At 47.1% G+C, this 16960-nt stretch carries 15 protein-coding genes; 9 read left to right on the plus strand and 6 right to left on the minus strand.

Annotation, left to right across the window (positions count from 1 at the left end; all coding sequences use genetic code 11):
- Positions 1-121: 121 nt before the first annotated feature.
- Positions 122-1480 (minus strand): TrkH family potassium uptake protein, encoded by a 1359-nt coding sequence (locus ACFYU8_RS20910; RefSeq protein WP_390303765.1) that lies wholly within the window; start codon positions 1478-1480, stop codon positions 122-124.
- Between the two features lie 399 nt (positions 1481-1879).
- Here ACFYU8_RS20910 and ACFYU8_RS20915 point away from each other — a divergent pair, with 399 nt between their 5' ends.
- The 5 genes from ACFYU8_RS20915 (at position 1880) to ACFYU8_RS20935 (ending at position 7875) form a co-directional block, all read left to right on the plus strand.
- Positions 1880-3631 carry an ABC transporter ATP-binding protein gene (locus ACFYU8_RS20915; protein ID WP_390303762.1) on the plus strand — a complete coding sequence of 584 codons (1752 nt, stop codon included), beginning with the start codon at positions 1880-1882 and terminating at the stop codon, positions 3629-3631.
- A gap of 4 nt (positions 3632-3635) precedes the next feature.
- Positions 3636-5693 carry an ABC transporter ATP-binding protein gene (locus ACFYU8_RS20920; RefSeq protein WP_390303759.1) on the plus strand — a complete coding sequence of 686 codons (2058 nt, stop codon included), beginning with the start codon at positions 3636-3638 and terminating at the stop codon, positions 5691-5693.
- 73 nt (positions 5694-5766) lie between these two features.
- Complete coding sequence (locus ACFYU8_RS20925; protein WP_047073417.1) at positions 5767-6093, plus strand: DUF1904 family protein; 327 nt, start codon at positions 5767-5769, stop codon at positions 6091-6093.
- 248 nt (positions 6094-6341) lie between these two features.
- Positions 6342-6914, plus strand: coding sequence for an RNA polymerase sigma factor (locus ACFYU8_RS20930; RefSeq protein ID WP_390303756.1), 573 nt, complete (start codon positions 6342-6344; stop codon positions 6912-6914).
- Positions 6895-7875 (plus strand): hypothetical protein, encoded by a 981-nt coding sequence (locus tag ACFYU8_RS20935; RefSeq protein WP_390303753.1) that lies wholly within the window; start codon positions 6895-6897, stop codon positions 7873-7875. Before ACFYU8_RS20930 ends, ACFYU8_RS20935 begins: the two co-directional genes overlap by 20 nt.
- Positions 7876-7936: 61 nt before the next feature.
- Here the strand turns inward: ACFYU8_RS20935 and ACFYU8_RS20940 are convergent, their stop codons facing one another.
- Entirely contained in the window at positions 7937-8863 is a 927-nt protein-coding gene (locus ACFYU8_RS20940; protein WP_390303750.1) for a DMT family transporter, read from the minus strand.
- Positions 8864-8974: 111 nt separating this feature from the next.
- Here ACFYU8_RS20940 and ACFYU8_RS20945 point away from each other — a divergent pair, with 111 nt between their 5' ends.
- The gene (locus ACFYU8_RS20945; protein WP_390303747.1) at positions 8975-10399 is read left to right on the plus strand and encodes an aminotransferase-like domain-containing protein; all 1425 of its coding nucleotides are present in this window, start codon (positions 8975-8977) and stop codon (positions 10397-10399) included.
- Positions 10400-10444: 45 nt separating this feature from the next.
- Here the strand turns inward: ACFYU8_RS20945 and ACFYU8_RS20950 are convergent, their stop codons facing one another.
- Positions 10445-11158, minus strand: coding sequence for an alpha/beta fold hydrolase (locus tag ACFYU8_RS20950; RefSeq protein WP_390303744.1), 714 nt, complete (start codon positions 11156-11158; stop codon positions 10445-10447).
- Between the two features lie 177 nt (positions 11159-11335).
- Between ACFYU8_RS20950 and ACFYU8_RS20955 the strand changes: the two genes are divergently transcribed.
- Positions 11336-11995 (plus strand): Crp/Fnr family transcriptional regulator, encoded by a 660-nt coding sequence (locus tag ACFYU8_RS20955; protein ID WP_390303741.1) that lies wholly within the window; start codon positions 11336-11338, stop codon positions 11993-11995.
- 63 nt (positions 11996-12058) lie between these two features.
- Here the strand turns inward: ACFYU8_RS20955 and ACFYU8_RS20960 are convergent, their stop codons facing one another.
- From ACFYU8_RS20960 to ACFYU8_RS20970, 3 genes are all read right to left on the minus strand, one after another.
- On the minus strand, positions 12059-12259 hold the full coding sequence (locus tag ACFYU8_RS20960) for a cold-shock protein (RefSeq protein WP_390303738.1): 201 nt from the start codon (positions 12257-12259) through the stop codon (positions 12059-12061).
- 231 nt (positions 12260-12490) lie between these two features.
- Positions 12491-13177, minus strand: a complete 687-nt coding sequence (gene rluF, locus ACFYU8_RS20965) for a 23S rRNA pseudouridine(2604) synthase RluF (protein ID WP_390303735.1) — start codon at positions 13175-13177, stop codon at positions 12491-12493.
- A gap of 15 nt (positions 13178-13192) precedes the next feature.
- On the minus strand, positions 13193-13834 hold the full coding sequence (locus tag ACFYU8_RS20970; RefSeq protein WP_390303732.1) for an MOSC domain-containing protein: 642 nt from the start codon (positions 13832-13834) through the stop codon (positions 13193-13195).
- A 145-nt stretch (positions 13835-13979) separates the two neighbouring features.
- Here ACFYU8_RS20970 and ACFYU8_RS20975 point away from each other — a divergent pair, with 145 nt between their 5' ends.
- Together ACFYU8_RS20975 and ACFYU8_RS20980 are read left to right on the plus strand one after the other, a co-directional pair.
- Positions 13980-15428: a nicotinate phosphoribosyltransferase gene (locus tag ACFYU8_RS20975; protein ID WP_390303729.1), complete on the plus strand. Its 1449-nt coding sequence runs from the start codon at positions 13980-13982 to the stop codon at positions 15426-15428.
- Between the two features lie 166 nt (positions 15429-15594).
- Complete coding sequence (locus tag ACFYU8_RS20980; protein ID WP_390303726.1) at positions 15595-16854, plus strand: Glu/Leu/Phe/Val family dehydrogenase; 1260 nt, start codon at positions 15595-15597, stop codon at positions 16852-16854.
- Positions 16855-16960: the final 106 nt, after the last annotated feature.

Genomic DNA, 16960 nt, shown 5'->3' on the forward strand with positions numbered 1-16960 from the left:
AAGAAAATGACCCCTGATGAATTCAGGAGTCATTTGTTGGCTGCCTAACGCAGTGGCGCTTTTTTAAAATGTCTACAAAAGCGGTTACAGATCAACATAGCTTTGGGGGATTTCCTTTCTTCTATTGACCAATGATGATGCGTTCTTTCGGATAATGGTAGCGTACAATTCGGTCATTGCGCTTCAAGAAGAGGAGCAAATTGATAATCCCGATACGTCCGATCATCATCGTAATAATCAGGATGAGCTTGCCGCCTATGCCCATCTGTGCCGTAATCCCGGTAGACAATCCGGTCGTCCCGAAAGCAGAGCAGACCTCGAACAAGACGTGCTGGAAAGGTAAATCCTCCAGCCAGACGAGCAGCATGACCGCTGTGAACACCAGGATGATTGCGATGAAAAAGACGCTGAAGGAGCGCTGAATGTCCTCATCAACCAGCTCTCTTCCGAACACCTTTACGTCCTTGTAGCCACGCATGTTGGCAAAAACAGAGGCAATCAAGACGAAGAACGTCGTGGTTCGTATCCCCCCGCCCACGCTGCTCGGGGAGGCGCCAATGAACATCATCCCGGAGAGCATGATGAGTGTCGCGGTCGACAAGAGACTGATATCCATCGTAGCCAGGCCGCCGCTTCGCGAAGAGACGGAGTGGAACAACGAATAGAACAGCATTTCATCCCAGGTCTTATTGGCCAAAAACTGATTTCGTTCAAAAACGAAAATGAGCAGGGCGCCAATGGCGATCAAGGAAAAGAACGTCAGTGTCGTAATCTTGGTGAAGAGCGAAAAGGTGAAACGCACTTTTGCACGGCGATAGGAAAAGTACGTTCTCAGCTCCACGAGTACGGGAAACCCGATCGCTCCACAAATAATCAAGATCATCACGATGGTCTGAAACACGTAATCGTGGGTAAAGTCGAGCATAGAATTTCCGTGCAGGTCAAACCCAGCATTCGTAAAAGCACTGACAGATGCAAAGTAACCATGGTAGAACGCGGTGTACCAGTCGTCGTAGTAGCCGGCGTAAATAAAATGAGTGCCTAACAGGATGGTTCCCACCAGCTCGATTATGAGCGCAATCACGAGAATATTGCGCATCAAGTCGACTAGACCGGACAGCGTGGAGCGGTTATGGTCCGTCGCGATCCAGATGCGCTGTTCCAGACCGATTTTTTGGCCCATGAGGATCCAGATGAACGTTCCGAGTGTCATGATTCCGACCCCGCCAACCTGGAAGAGCAAGGTAAGAAATAATATCCCCCACTGGTTGAAAACCTCATGAATCGTAATGACAGTAAGCCCGGTAACGCTGATGGCACTCGCCGCGGTAAATAGAGAGTCAACAAAAGAAAGAGAGACTCCCGGTAAATGAAAAAACGGCAATGACAGAAGAAACGCTGAGATCAGGATGAGCCCAACGTAGGCGAACACGATGATTTGAACAGATGTCAATCGACGCTTTTGATTGGATGATAACAAAATAAATGGCCTCCTGAATGAGCTTCATGAGGATAATCATACCAAATAAATGAATGGAAGCAAAAGCGCGGAAAAGATCAGTTGACAATGTATCCGCAAGAATGGTAAAGTTCAGAATGTATTTATTGGAAATTCAAAATATTAATGGAAAGGTGGGCTAGTCATGAAAAGAATTGTACGCATGGGTCATACATACAAGGGCATATATGACGTAACCCCACCATTGATACGAGCGTAGTATCGTTTTTTTGATCTCGTTAACATGGCGTAGGTTACATTTTTCGTAACTTGCGCCTTTTTCATTTTTGTTGAGGAAAAGGCATGTTGCTCACGGGCGATATGTCTTTTTTGTCCCTAAAAAAGGTCACCCACCCAGCTAAAGAGAGGGGAGAAACACGGATGTTCTCGGTTTTGGCAAAGCTTGATTGGTTTTTCAAGGAGCATTGGAAACGTTATACGGTCGCTATTCTGCTATTGATTCTAGGCGGCTTACTGGAGATTATCCCTCCAAAAATCATCGGGGTGGCTATTGATGAGATTCACCTGGGGACGCTGACTGGCGAGCGGCTGCTATCCATTCTGCTGTTTTTCGGTGGATTGTCTGTCGCGATTTATTGGGTCAATTTTATCTGGATTCGCCAGCTGTTTGGGGGAGCGTTTCTGGCAGAGCGTACTTTACGTTCGAAGCTCATGACGCATTTATTGCGAATGACGCCAACGTTTTATCAGCGCAATCGCACGGGAGATTTGATGGCGCGGGCGACAAATGACCTCAAGGCTGTCTCAATGACGACAGGCTTTGGAATTTTGACGATGGTGGATTCGCTATCCTTTACAGGGGCGATTGTGCTGACGATGGGCTTTTTGATCAGTTGGAAGCTCACCTTAGCGGCGATCCTTCCATTGCCGTTCATGGCCTATATCATCAAGCAATATGGGAAAAAGATTCACGAGCGTTTTTCTACCGCACAAACATCCTTCGGTGAGCTGAATGACCGCGTGCTGGAATCCGTTTCTGGAGTTCGCGTGATTCGAGCTTATGTACAGGAGATGGCGGATCAGGAGCGCTTTCGCCAAAAAACGCATGAAGTGTTTCAAAAAAATATCGATGTAGCGAGAGTCGATTCCTTGATTGAGCCGACCGTCAAAATATTGGTCGGGATCAGTTATATGATCGGCTTGATCTACGGTGGCTACCTCGTTTTCCAAAGAGAACTGACCATGGGAGAGCTGGTCTCGTTCAACGTCTATCTCGGAATGCTCATTTGGCCGATGTTTGCGATTGGTGAATTGATCAATGTGATGCAAAGAGGAAGTGCCTCGCTGGATCGGGTCACTGAAACCTTGGCGTACGAAGCCGATGTAACGGATCACGACAGACCGGTTCATGTGGCAGTTCCAGAAGTCATTCGGTTTGATTCTGTGACATTCCGCTATCCATCTGCGCATGTTGACCAATTAAGCGATGTCTCCTTTACTCTTGGTCGGGGTCAGACGCTAGGAATCGTCGGACGTACGGGAAGCGGGAAATCCACGCTGGTGCGACAGCTGCTTCGCGAATATCCGGTAGGACGGGGAGCCATCAGTGTTTCGGGAGAGGCGCTAGAACAGATCAGTCTGGATAACATCAAGAGCTGGATTGGTTATGTACCACAGGAGCAGATTCTGTTCTCGAAGACAGTACGCGAAAACATCCTGTTCGGGAACAACGGGGCGACAGAAGAAGAATTACAGGAAGTGTTGAGGCAGGCAGCATTTGCTCGGGATGTGCAACTATTGGCCGAAGGCTTGCAAACGCTCGTGGGTGAAAAAGGCGTAGCCCTTTCAGGCGGGCAAAAACAGCGGGTATCGATTGCCCGGGCTCTTTTGGTCAATCCGGAAATCTTGATTCTCGATGATGCCATGTCGGCGGTGGATGGCAAAACCGAAGCGGAGATGATTACGAATATTCGCCGGGAGCGTGCAGGCAAAACAACACTGATCACCACACATCGCTTATCGGCCGTCCAGCATGCGGATTGGATTCTCGTCATGGACGAAGGTCGAATCGTCGAGGAAGGTACGCATGCACAGCTATTGGAGCTGGGCGGATGGTATAAAGAACAATTCGAGAAACAACAGATTGAAGCGACGCTGACAGAAAGCGGGTGAATGAATGACGACAGGGAAAAGGCTAGTCCACTATGCAGCCATATTTAAAAAGACGATCCTCCTAGCGGTATTGATGCTGTCCATCTCGGTTGGGGCAGAACTGACGGGGCCGTTTTTGGCAAAAAAAATGATCGATACGCACATCATGGGCATCGAATTCCCTTGGTATGAGACGGCACAGCGTGAGAATTCCGTGCTATACAAAGGGAAGTATTACACAAGACAGGATCACTTGGCAGCAGGTGAGAGCACGGGTCGGGAAGTGCGTGTTCTGCAGGTAGGACGCGACTATTATTTCTTAGATCAGGCGATTTCGTATGATGGGCAGAGATCGATTAAGGATGGGAAGCTCGTCATTGCCAAAGGTTCAGAGCGAGCTGAGTACCAGGCAACGCTCTTAAGCAATCAGGAGATATTTGAATTTTTTCGACCAGAGACAAGTGGCTTGCTCACGCTAGCTGCTCTCTATTTCGGATTATTGGTAGTTGCATCGCTCTTCCACTATGGACAAAAGTTTTTATGGCAAAAATCAGCGAATCAGGTCATTGAGAGACTGCGCATAGATGTGTTCGCGCATATTCAACGATTGCCCATCCATTATTTCGATCATCTTCCTGCCGGGAAGGTGGTTGCTCGTGTCACAAACGATACGGAGGCGATCCGTGAGCTGTTTACGAATGTGCTCGGCAACTTCATTACGAGCGGGATTTATTTAATCGGTATTTTCGCAGCGCTGTTCTTGCTTGATGTACGACTCGCTCTCGTGTGTCTGGTCATTTTGCCAATCATGGTCGTATGGATTTACTTGTACCGCAAGTACGCTTCTGGATTCAACCATGTGATTCGGGCACGCATCAGCGACATCAACGGGATGATTAACGAGTCAATCCAAGGGATGCCGATCATTCAGGCGTTTCGCAGGGAAAAGGAAACGATGCGGGAATTCGGCGAACTGAACGAAGAGCTGTTCACCTACCAAAATAAAATGCTACGACTCAATGCGACCGCTTCGTTTAACCTCGTTCAATTCATCCGCAACATCGCGTTTGTTTTGTTCATCTGGTATTTCGGTGGTGCGTCCCTTGGGATAGGTACACTGCTTTCACTTGGCGTCCTCTACGCTTTCGTCGATTACCTCAATCGCTTGTTCCAGCCGATGACACAGATCGTCAACCAATTAGCGAACCTGGAGCAATCTCTCGTCGCAGCGTCGCGTGTGTTTGAACTGCTTAATGAAGAGGGCGTTGACGTTGATTCTGCAAAGGTTCCTTGCTATCAAGGGAATGTCCGCTTTGACGATGTTTCTTTTGCCTACAAAGACGACCAATACGTGCTGAAAAACATCTCATTCGAAGCATGGCCAGGTGAGACAGTGGCACTGGTTGGTCACACGGGTTCGGGAAAAAGCTCGATTATCAATCTATTACTCCGCTTCTATGATGTAAACAGTGGAGCGATTATGATTGATGGGCGCAACGTACAAGCGTTTTCCAAACAGCAGCTTCGCCAGCACATGGCTATTGTTTTGCAGGACCCGTTTTTGTTTACGGGAACGATTCGTTCCAATGTGAGTCTGGATGATCCGTCGATTTCGCCGGAAAAGGTGGAGAAAGCCTTGTGTGATGTAGGGGCAGATCAATTGTTCCGCAGTCTTCCGAAAGGATTCGATGAACCTGTTATTGAAAAGGGCAGCACCCTTTCTCTTGGGCAGCGTCAGTTAATTTCGTTTGCGCGTGCTCTCGCGTTTGACCCGGCTATCCTCATTCTGGATGAAGCGACTGCCAGTATCGACACGGAAACAGAGGGCATTATTCAAAATGCACTTGAAGTGTTGAAAAAAGGCAGAACGACCTTCATCATTGCTCACCGCCTGTCTACGATCAAAAATGCGGATCAAATTCTCGTACTGGATCGAGGCAGAATCGTAGAGCGAGGAAAGCATGAAGACTTGATGGAAAAGCAAGGCAGGTACCATCAGATGTATCAATTGCAGCAAGGGAACAAAGTAGCGCAGGTGCAAGAGGCCATACACAAGCAAGGAAGTGCCCCAGCGCTGACCTAGTTTTTTCTACTCTTTTTGTCTCTTGAACGGTAAGATAGAGCATAGAAGTATGGACTTTTCAGGAGGGATCATCATGCCACATCTTATCGTTCGAGGCATCCAAGCTGAACAAATGGCCACGATTAGCGAACCGCTTGCAGTGGAGCTTGCTGCACTATGCCAATGCGGCACAGACAATTTCACCATCGAATGCTTGCAAACGACAGGCGTTTTCGGTGGCAAAATCGTGGAGTCGTTTCCTTTTATAGAAGTAGCATGGTTCGAGCGGGGGCAAGAAGTTCGTGACCAGTTTGCCCAGATCGTGACCAAGCATGTCTTATCTCTTGGCATTCCAGAAGTAGAGATGGCATTTGTCGCTTATCAAAAAGAAAGCTATTATGCCAACGGAGAGCATTTCTAGAGGAAGCCGACAGGTGCTGTCGATTTCCCGGGAAAGAATCAAGACATTCGACAAGCGTACGGAAAAGCAAATGAATACTAGCATGGAATAAGGGTGTTCCTACCGGAAGTACGAGATTTTTCGTGCGAGACGGGTGGAGTACCCTTTTTAGTTGGAGAGAATTTTTATTCGTAAAACCAAAAATTTCTAAAATAGGTGTCACAAACAAAAGATGCCAATTGTTATTCATAGTGAGAGGAGGGCAAACCGTGGAAAAAACAGAGATTGAGCGCCTGCTGATTGAAATAAAAGCTGGTTCTCTTGAGCAATACGAAATCATTATCGATCACTATCAACAACCGATCTTTACATACTGCTATCACATGCTCGGTCACCGTCAAGATGCAGAAGACGCAGTCCAGGAAGTTCTGTTTCGTGCCTACGAGCATCTGGAACAGTATACGTACTCGCTGTCATTTTCCGCATGGCTGTACCGGATCGCTTTCAACCATTGCGCGAATGTGTTAAAGCGCAGGAAATTAAGCCGCGTGTTGCCCTTTTTGTACAACCGGGATCAGGATGGACGCAACTATGTCGAGGAGAGCATTGACAGCAACTATTTTGGGGAGCCGCTCGAATGCATCTGGAAACGACTGTCCGCCGAAGAACGGACACTCATTTTTTTGCGTGTGCTAGAGGAAAGAGAGTACGAGGAAATAGCGGAGCTGATGGACAAAAAGCCTGTAGCCCTGCGCAAGCAATTCGAACGCGTTTTGAAAAAGTGCAAACGTTATTTGCCAACGATGGAAGGGGTGGCCGCTAATGGACAAAAATCCGTTTAAGCACATGCGAGACATGCTGGTAGCGAAGCCAGTCCCGAAAGTCGATGTCAAACATAAAGTCATGGCAGCGATCCGTGCCAAGGAAAACAAGGAGGAGAAAGTTGTGAAAAAGAAAATCGGTTTGCTCGTCACTGTAGGTATGTTGGTTGGAGCGTCGTCCGTATGGGCGGGAGTAGAAATGATCCAATTGAAAAATGAGAAGGGCGAAGTGATCTATGAAGTAACGCAACATACCGATCAAGAACAACAGCGACTGATTCAGCAAATGCCTCCAGAGGAACAAAAGAAAATGGAAGAGAGGCAAGCAAGGTATGAGTATCAGGATGAAGTCGTTAATGAAATTATAGATGGCTTGAAGCCTGGAACCTCAGTCGCTATATACTTTAAGCCGACAAAAGAAGAGGAAGAAATACAAAAAAACATTACCTGGTCAAGATACAAACAACCGTATATTACAATGGTGTCTACGCCGTTAACGTATAAATCATGGAAGGAGATGGAGCCGGTTGTAGGGAAGATGTTCACGCTTCCAACCGAGCTTGCAGGAGGATTCCGTTTGGATGAAGGTGACGTACACTATGAGGAAAACTTCGAGTACGAAGTGGATCTCGAAGCACTGAAAGCAAAAGCGATAAAAGAAAACAAAGAATACGCTTTTACAGAAATTCCGTCAAGCAACAAGTACGATTTTACCAGTGTCGCCTATAAGTCTGAGAAAGGCAGAGTAAGGGTAGAGGTACGCATAGCTGACGGAGGCAAAGCGGGAACAAACGCAGAGGCAATGGAAAAAATCATGATTGGCAACAATGAAGCGGTTCTCACGACGCACACTTCTAATTTCCATTGGATCACCTGGGTAAAAAATGGGACCAAACTGAAATACTCTGTGCGTGCAGGCGAGGATGTTGTATCAAAAGACGAGCTGATCAATATCGCTAAGCAGATCAGCGAAATCAAATAATCGTAGATAAAATAGAGGAGTACCACAAAGCGCTAAGCTTTCTTGTGGTACTCCTTCTTTTTCATGAATGGCTTACGTCTCGTAGCTTGTTTGCCTTTTTACCCATCAACTGCTTCAAGCCATCCATATTAATCAAGATAATCCCGACAATAATCGTAATCCCCCCTGCCAACGACAGGAGATAAAGCGGCTCGTTGTATAGGATGACGCCCAAGCTTAAGGCAATCAACGGAGAGATATAGAGCCACGTAGAGGGAAACACAGGGTTGGTTTTGGCTACGAGCCAATAAAAGATGGTGTGTCCCATCATGGAGCCAACGAAGACCAAGTACAGGAGCGAGAGGATCGCATTAGCCGTGAGCATCGATTCGATATGCACTTGCTCCGTAAATAACGATAAAACAAGCAGCATCGCTCCTCCATACATCATCTGAGCTGCATTCAAAGCGATGGGGGAAGTATCTTGAAACCGCTGGATGACACGTCGAGAGTAAACAGCACCAGCAGAATAAAAGATTTGTCCGAATATGACTGCCATGCACCCTGTAAGCCAAAGGAGACTGAATGAGATGGTCACACCGGGTAAAATCAGCAAAAAGACACCGACAAAGGCAACCAAGCAACCCGCCCACGCAATACCGGGGAGCTTTTGCCGAGTAATACTTGTCTGAAGCAGCATCACCATGAGAGGCGCTGTTGCAGATAAGATCGCTGCAATTCCTGAACTTACATGCTGCTCCGCCCAATACAAGGGGGCAAATGTCCCAAACGTCAAACCAATTCCGGTAAGGAACATTTCTTTATGAAGCAGCAGTGATAGTCGCGCCTGTTTTTTCCAGAGCATGAATGAAAACAATATCACACCTGCCAGAAAGAACCGAAGTCCTCCTGAGAAAAACGGCGGCGCACCCGCATCGATCCCGACTTTGATTGCCAAAAACGTCGTTCCGAATATCAAGCACATGACCACATAATTAAGCAGTACCATTATGATTCCTCCCTTTTCCTCATCATAAAGGGAAGGGAATAGAACAGATGAAATGGAATAGAACAGATAAGGAGATCAATCCATTATCATGGGGGAAAGGGGTGAGCTTGCATGAAAAGGGAGGCTCTTTCAAACAGTCATTCTGATAAGCTATTCGAACAAGTGTATGAATATCTTCTGGACCGGATCAGACGCGAAGAGTGGGGGGCAAATGAGAAGCTTCCTTCTGTTCGAACGTTGGCGTTGGAATTGAATGTGCATCGCCTGACGGTTTTTAAAGCATTTCAATTATTAAAACAAAACCGGCACGTGTATGTGAAGGATAAGTCGGGGTATTATGTACAACCGAGCAGCCTGCCAGTGGATTCGATGAATGATCCAATTGTGTCTGCCTACGTGCACAAGAGTCACCTTTCTGAAATTCATCAGGTGCAGGCGACTTATCAATTTTCTAAAGCATTGATCGATCCGAATTTATTGCCCAATCTTTATTTTTCCGAGTACGTGAAAAAAGTGTTTGATTTGTATCCAAAGGTGCTGGGCACCTACTCAACCACACAGGGAGATCAGGAGCTACGGGAAGCACTGAGCAGCTATTATGTCAGCCGTTATCATTTTCACCTGTCACCCGATGAGCTGATGATCACATCTGGTTCGCAGGAAGCGATTGATTTGGTTGCCAGAGTCCTTGTAAAGCCGCGTGATGTCGTGTTGCTGGAGAGACCCACTTACAGTCCTGCCATCGATGTATTCAGAAGACAGGGCGCCAAAATGATTCCCATCGAGATCGAGCCGCATGGATATGATTTGGAGCAGATTGAACAGTTGATGCAAAAAGAAAAACCGCGCCTGTTTTATCTCAATCCGACCTACCACAATCCGACCGGCTATACGGTTCCCGCTGAACAACGGAAGAGACTAGTGGAGCTGGCTGCGAAGTATCAGTGTCTGATCGTAGAGGATGATCCGTGCCGTGACATTTACTTCGGCGATGAGCCGCCACTGCCGTTTTTTTCTTACGATACAGCAGGCTATGTCATCTATCTGCGTAGCTTTAGCAAGTACATCGCACCTGGGCTGAGTATTGCGACTGTGGCATGCCGTCCATCTATCATGAACTATTTGCTGCAAGCGAAATCATTGTCCGATAGCGGAGCGCCATTGTTGAATCAAAAGATTTTTTTGCATTATTTCTTCTCCGAACGGATGCAGCAGCATTTGGCGAAGCTGCGGATTGCGCTGGCCATTCGCCGGGATATCATGGAAGAAGAGCTGTCCGTCACTGACTGGGAGTGGTCTAGCCCACCAGGAGGCTTTAATTTATGGGTGAAGCTGCCTGATTCCGTCCCAATGGAAAGTCTTCTGGGCAAATGTATAGAGCAATCCATAACGTTTGTGCCCGGTGCGATCTGTGACCCGCTGCGAGAGTTAAGCTCTTGGATACGCATCAGTTATTCTTATTTAAATGAACAACAGCTGCGGGATGGATTGCAAAGGCTCGTCCGTACGGTTCGCCTGTTGGATAGTAAGGAATGAAGAAAGGCTGCCGACATGATGGTCGACAGCCTTGTTTTCCTTACCTTATGATTTGCTTACTTGATCAAGATGATTCACCAGCTCTTCTGGTTTCGACAAGAAAGGCGCATGATCGGCTTCTAGTGTAATGACTTTGCTGCAAGGTGTTTCTGTGTTCATTCTGCGTTGGAAATCGATTGGGATCGCATTGTCTAAAGTTGTTTCAATATAAATTCGGTCTACACTTCCGAATTTCTCCTCGGTAATTTGCACTGGTTGTGTAAACGGAGCCAGCGCTTGCGGACGGCAACGCTTCATCGACGCCAGCTTCAATGCCTCATCCTCTACGGCATTGAAAAACGTTTGTTCCACAGTCTCTAGCTTAGGAGCCAGTGTCATATCGGCTTCATTCAATTCGAATTCAGGGCCTTTTTCTCCTTCTGACTTGCTTATGAGGCTTTCCCCGTTTTTCGGCAAGAATGCGCAAAGGTAGACGAGCTTATCAATTTTGTCATGTACTTTTTCAGCTGTTTGCGTAATGACGACGCCACCCATGCTGTGTCCGACAAGGATTACTTTTTCGTTTTGTTGCTTGATCAGGTCAGATACTTTCTCTACGTAGAGATCCAGTGTCACCTGCTGAGGAGGTGTCATGTCTTGTCCACTTCCAGGCAAGTCCAATGTCGCGACCTTGTGTCCCAATGCTTCCAGCTCAGGTTTTACTTTTTCCCATACCCATTCCCCTTGGCAAGCTCCATGAACCAATACAAAAGTACTCATTTACATACATCTCCTTCGTTTCATGATGATCGTTCGTTAGTGTTAACGAAGCGATTTCTGATTAAACAGGTGTTCTTGTGTTCGTTCCTCTTGAGTGCAATAATAATAAAAATCTGTATCGGTAATCTGTGACTTTGTCACCAAGTTATTTTTTTCACAAGGAGGTTCTTCGTCCATATGCAAAAGGATCAGATTGCGGAAGTCCTTGCCCGTTTTTCAAGTCTGGCGGAATTGACTCCAGAAGAGTGGCAGGAGGAGGGAATCTCCGTTACTACGGTTCCAGCCAACTTTACGATTGATGAAGGCGAGTTTTTGGAGAATGCGCCATTGATCTTAGATGGACTGGTTCGCATTTTCAAACTGAGCAGCGATGGTAGAGAGGTTACGTTGTACAGGTTAACGGCTGGCGAGTGCTGCCCGCTCATCGCGTCTAGCATATTGGGAGAAACGGTGTATGAAGCCTCTGCTTGTGTAGAGAAGCCGAGTCTGGTCTTGAACGTCCCGACGAAGATTTATAAAAAATGGATCGAGAAGCACCAAGGCTTTCGCCAGTATATTTTTCAATCATTTGCGCGTCGATTGATTATCATGTCGAACTTGATTGACGACATTAACTTTAAATCCATTCGGGTTCGGATTTCCGAATATTTGATCGAGCATACAAGTGCGGAGAATGATACGCTTGCGATTACGCATGACCTATTAGCAATTGAACTGGGGACTGCTCGTGAAGTGATTAGCCGGACACTAAAGAAGATGGAAAAAGAAGGGCTGCTGCGTGTAGCACGGGGGCAAATTACGGATATTCAACGTTCCAGACTGCCTACGGTCGAATAATCGGTAAGACAACAAAAAAAACAGACCCCATTACTGGAGTCTGTTTTTTTGTTTGTGGATATATTAAACTTTTTGAACGTTAGTAGCTTGTGGTCCGCGTTGGCCTTGTTCTACGTCAAAAGTAACCTTTTGACCTTCGTCAAGGGATTTGAAACCGTCGCCTTGGATAGCAGAGAAGTGAACAAATACGTCTTCTTTACCGTCGCGCTCAATAAAACCAAAACCTTTTTCTGCGTTAAACCATTTTACTGTACCTTGTTCCATTATTGTTGCCTCCTAGTGTGAAAACACACATATAATACTATCCTTGCTCTCAGGATCATCAAGACGAAATTTTACGCTATCCGTTGCTTCGAACAAAAATAATTCTCTACTAGCATAACAGGATTGGGAATGGATAGCAAATGATTCGAGTATGCTGACCAAAGAAAATAATGGTGGGCTGTTATAAAAGACGGGAAGGAGTCATTATACAGACTCCTTCCCGTCTCTATTTCACAAGCTTTTGTTCAGATCAGTCAATTCCTTGGCTGTCAGATTGCGCCATTGTCCTAGCTTTAAATTCCCCAGTGGAATGTTCATGATGCGTACTCGCTCTAGTTTTCGAACCTGATAACCGAAAGCCTGGCACATCCGTCTGATTTGCCGATTCAGCCCTTGCGTCAGCACGATATTGAAGACGCGATCACTGACTCTCGTTACTTTGCAAGGTTTGGTGGTCGTTCCGAGAATGCGTACGCCGTTTGCCATTCCGTGCAAGAAATTTGCCGTGATGGGCTTATCTACGGTGACGATGTACTCTTTGTCATGATTGTTCTCTGCACGCAAAATTTTGTTTACGATATCCCCGTCATTGGTTAACAGGATGAGCCCTTGCGAATCTTTATCCAGACGCCCGATTGGAAAAATCCGCTCCGGGTGATTCACGAAATCGATGATGTTGCCTTTGATGTGCAGTTCAGTTGTACACGTAATTCCGACAGGCTTGTTCAAGACGATGTAGACGTCTTTCTTTTTGGTACCGAGCGGTTGTCCATCAATGCGCACGTCATCCCCTGACGCAACCGTACTCCCTAGTTCCGCGAGTTGGCCGTTGATCGTCACGCGCTTGGTCTCGATTAATTTATCGGCTTCTCTACGTGAGCAAATGCCGGTTTCACTGATGAATTTATTAATTCGCATGAGACGTTCCTTTCGCTATTGCTGTTGCTTTTCCAGTAGTTTTTTTCGCCAAGGCAGGGCCAATTCCTCTACCTCTAGCATACGCTTTATCGTCTCTTGGGACGGTGACTTGTCGTGGAAGTACAAGTGGTGGATAGAAGCCACGCTGACTTTCTTCGGATGAGCAGAGATTTGGGTAATCTGTGAGTCTGGCTTGATGGTTCCTTCCTGCAAGACGCGGAAGAAATAGCCCGTATAGCCCATCTCCACCACCGCTTTGAGCAATTGGTTATTGTTGTTTCGCTTATTAATGGTCGCACAAGGAAATCTGCCTTGGGTCACTTGCAGGATCGTATCTCCGAATAGATACACATCTCCGATGCCGACCTGTTCTTCGGTCATGCCAGCGAGAGTGAGATTTTCTCCGAATGCCGCATTGGTCAGAGGTTGGCCGAATAACTTCTCCCAATGGGAATAATGTTCAAAAGGATACGCACAGACGACGCGGTCCGGGCCGCCGTGATACTGTGGGTTTGCGATATCGTCGTCATCGATTTTCTCGGAACGGACAACGAGCTCGTCTGCTTCATCCTTCCAAATGCCGGAGAGAAACTCTTTGCCGTTGTACATAGTATTTTTTGGCAACCCTTTACTAATAGAAACGATTCTTCTGTCCACCCTATACTCACTCCCAGCCTGTACGTTTGCTTCTCTTTTTATCCCATTACTATATCATATTCCCTAATATCCTCCACAGCGGATGGGCACCAGCGGACGCTTCTGGTATGATGATAGAAAGGAATACACAGGAGGCCTCAGTGACATGCAATCATTTGGTGTGGCACTACACACAGATAAATATCAAATAAACATGATGTACGCCCATTGGGTGAACGGAACACACAATCAGAAGGTCGTTTTCGAAGCATTTTTCCGCAAGCTGCCTTTTGGAAACGGATACGCCGTTTCTGCCGGATTGGAACGAATTGTTTCCTATATAAAAAATTTGCGCTTTGAAGAAAGCGATTTGAAGTATTTGAGTGAGCAAGAAGAGAACTACGATCCGAAGTTTTTGGAAGAGCTGCGCCAGCTTCGTTTTAAAGGCTCGCTCTACTCCGTCAAGGAAGGAACCGTGGTTTTCCCGAACGAGCCGCTGATTCGCGTAGAGGGGCGTGTCATGGAGGCACAGCTGGTTGAGACGGCCCTGTTGAACTACATGAACTACCAGACGCTGATTGCGACCAAAGCCTCACGGATTAAAAATGTGGCAGGCAATGATGTTCTTATGGAGTTCGGAACAAGAAGGGCGCAGGAGGCAGATGCTGCGCTGTGGGGGACGCGTGCAGCTTATTTGGCTGGCTTCGACGCGACCTCGAACATGCTGGCAGGGAAAATGTTTGGCATTCCGACAAAAGGAACGCACGCTCACTCATGGGTACAGAGCTTTGAGAGCGAGGAGGAAGCATTTGAGCGCTTCGCAGCAGCTCTACCAGGGCAGGTAACCTTATTGGTCGACACTTACGATACGCTTAAAAGCGGCGTACCTCATGCGATAAAGGTCGGAAAACGCCTGGAAAAAGAGGGCAAAAAGCTGGCAGCGGTGCGGCTGGACAGTGGTGACTTGACTTACTTGTCCTGCAAAACCCGTGAAATGCTTGATAAGGCAGGTATGACCGATGTGCAAATTGTCGCTTCCAACGATCTCGATGAGCACACGATTATGAACCTGAAGGTACAGGGAGCGCGCGTAAATAGCTGGGGAGTAGGAACACAACTCATCACGGCAGCGGATCAGCCGACGCTCGGAGGCGTATACAAGCTGGTGGCGCGTGAAGGCGCGAACGGAGAATATCAGCCGACCATCAAAATCTCCGGGAATCCGGAAAAAGTCACAACGCCGGGCATCAAAGATATGTACCGATTGATTGATCCGGAAACAGGCAAAGCGATTGCTGACTACATGTGCTTCCCGTATGAAAAAGCAGTTGAAGATGGAGCACCTCTCCATTTGTTCCATCCGAGCCATACGTATTTGAGCAAGCATTTGGAAAACTATCAGGCTGAGTCGCTGCTCGTTCCGGTATTTGTGAATGGAGAACTGGTATATGAACTGCCGACCCTCCAAGAGATTCGCAACTACCACCGTGAGCAACTCAAGCTGTTCTGGCCTGAATACTTGCGCATGCTGAATCCGGAGCATTACCGTCTGCACATCAGTGAAGAGATGTGGGAGACGAAAGCAAAGCTGATGAAGGCGTATTTGAAAAAATAGGAGAAAAACGTCTGATGTGTCGCGAAGAGTGCATCAGGCGTTTTTTTGTTTTGAAAATGAATTGTCTGAATTTACATACATCGTATATAATTACTCCATTCATCTTTTAGCTCTGTGCCAAGGTGATGTAGAAAACGCTTGTGAAATGTATTGGGGAGGAAGAGAGATGCTAAATACTGTAGAGAAAGAAAACCTAAATCCATACGAAATTGTGCAGAAACAGATTGATGCAGCAGCGGCATTGTTGGAATTGCGGAGCGATGCTGTAGAAATTTTAAAGCGACCCAAACGAGTATTGGCCGTCAGCTTTCCTGTCAAGATGGATGATGGCAGCGTACGTGTCTTTGAAGGCTACCGATCTCAGCATAATGACGCGGTAGGACCGACCAAGGGAGGGATTCGCTTTCATCCGGATGTGACGATGGATGAAGTCAAGGCGCTCTCCATGTGGATGTCTTTCAAATGTGGCGTAGTTGGTCTTCCTTATGGCGGCGGAAAAGGCGGCGTCATATGTGATCCCCACGAATTCAGTAAAAATGAGCTGGAACGAGTCAGCCGGGGCTTCATGGAAGCCATTGCTGATATTGTCGGACCTGAGACAGACATACCTGCGCCTGATGTGTATACGACCCCACAGATCATGGGGTGGATGATGGATACGTACAGCAGATTAAAAGGCACTTATTCTCCGGGGGTCATCACGGGAAAGCCACTCAGTATCGGCGGCTCCAAAGGGAGAAACGAAGCGACTGCCCGTGGATGTGTCTTTACGATATTGGAGGCGCTAAAAGATTCTGGACGCCCGCCGGAGCAAACTACCGTGGCTATCCAAGGCTTTGGCAACGCGGGAAGAATTGCTGCCAGACTTTTAACAGAGTTGGGCTTTAAAATCATTGCGGTCAGTGATTCACGCGGCGGTATTTATGATGCTGCTGGCTTGGACATAGAAAAGGTAGGACAGTTAAAAGACAACGCCACTATTTTGGAGTACGTAGGTGGTACGGTCATCTCCAACGAACAGCTGTTGGAGCTGGAAGTGGATATTCTGATCCCGGCCGCGTTGGAAAATGTCATTACAGCAGCGAATGCCCACAGCATTCAGGCCAAGTGGATTGCAGAAGCGGCAAACGGACCTACTACACCGGATGCTGACGCTATTTTGCGGGAAAAGGGGATTACCGTGATCCCAGATATTCTCGCCAATGCAGGTGGCGTAACGGTTTCATATTTTGAATGGGTGCAAAACCTGATGAATTACTACTGGTCCGAGCAGGAGGTAAACGAAAAGCTGCAAACGACAATGATTAACGCCTATCGCGCTGTAAAAGAACTCTCTGATCAATACAAGGTAGACTTGCGCACGGGAGCCTATATGATCTCGCTTTTGCGAATTACTGAGGCGATGGAAGCGCGCGGCTGGATATAAGGAAGAGACCTCTTGCAACTTGCTTGCAAGGGGATTTTTTCTACTATCGGAAAGTGCAACTAAGGCCACGCCCAAAGCTTGGCGTAGCCAAGTTTTCTAATTTTTC

Source organism: Brevibacillus sp. NPDC003359 (assembly GCF_042878995.1).
GTDB lineage: Bacteria > Bacillota > Bacilli > Brevibacillales > Brevibacillaceae > Brevibacillus.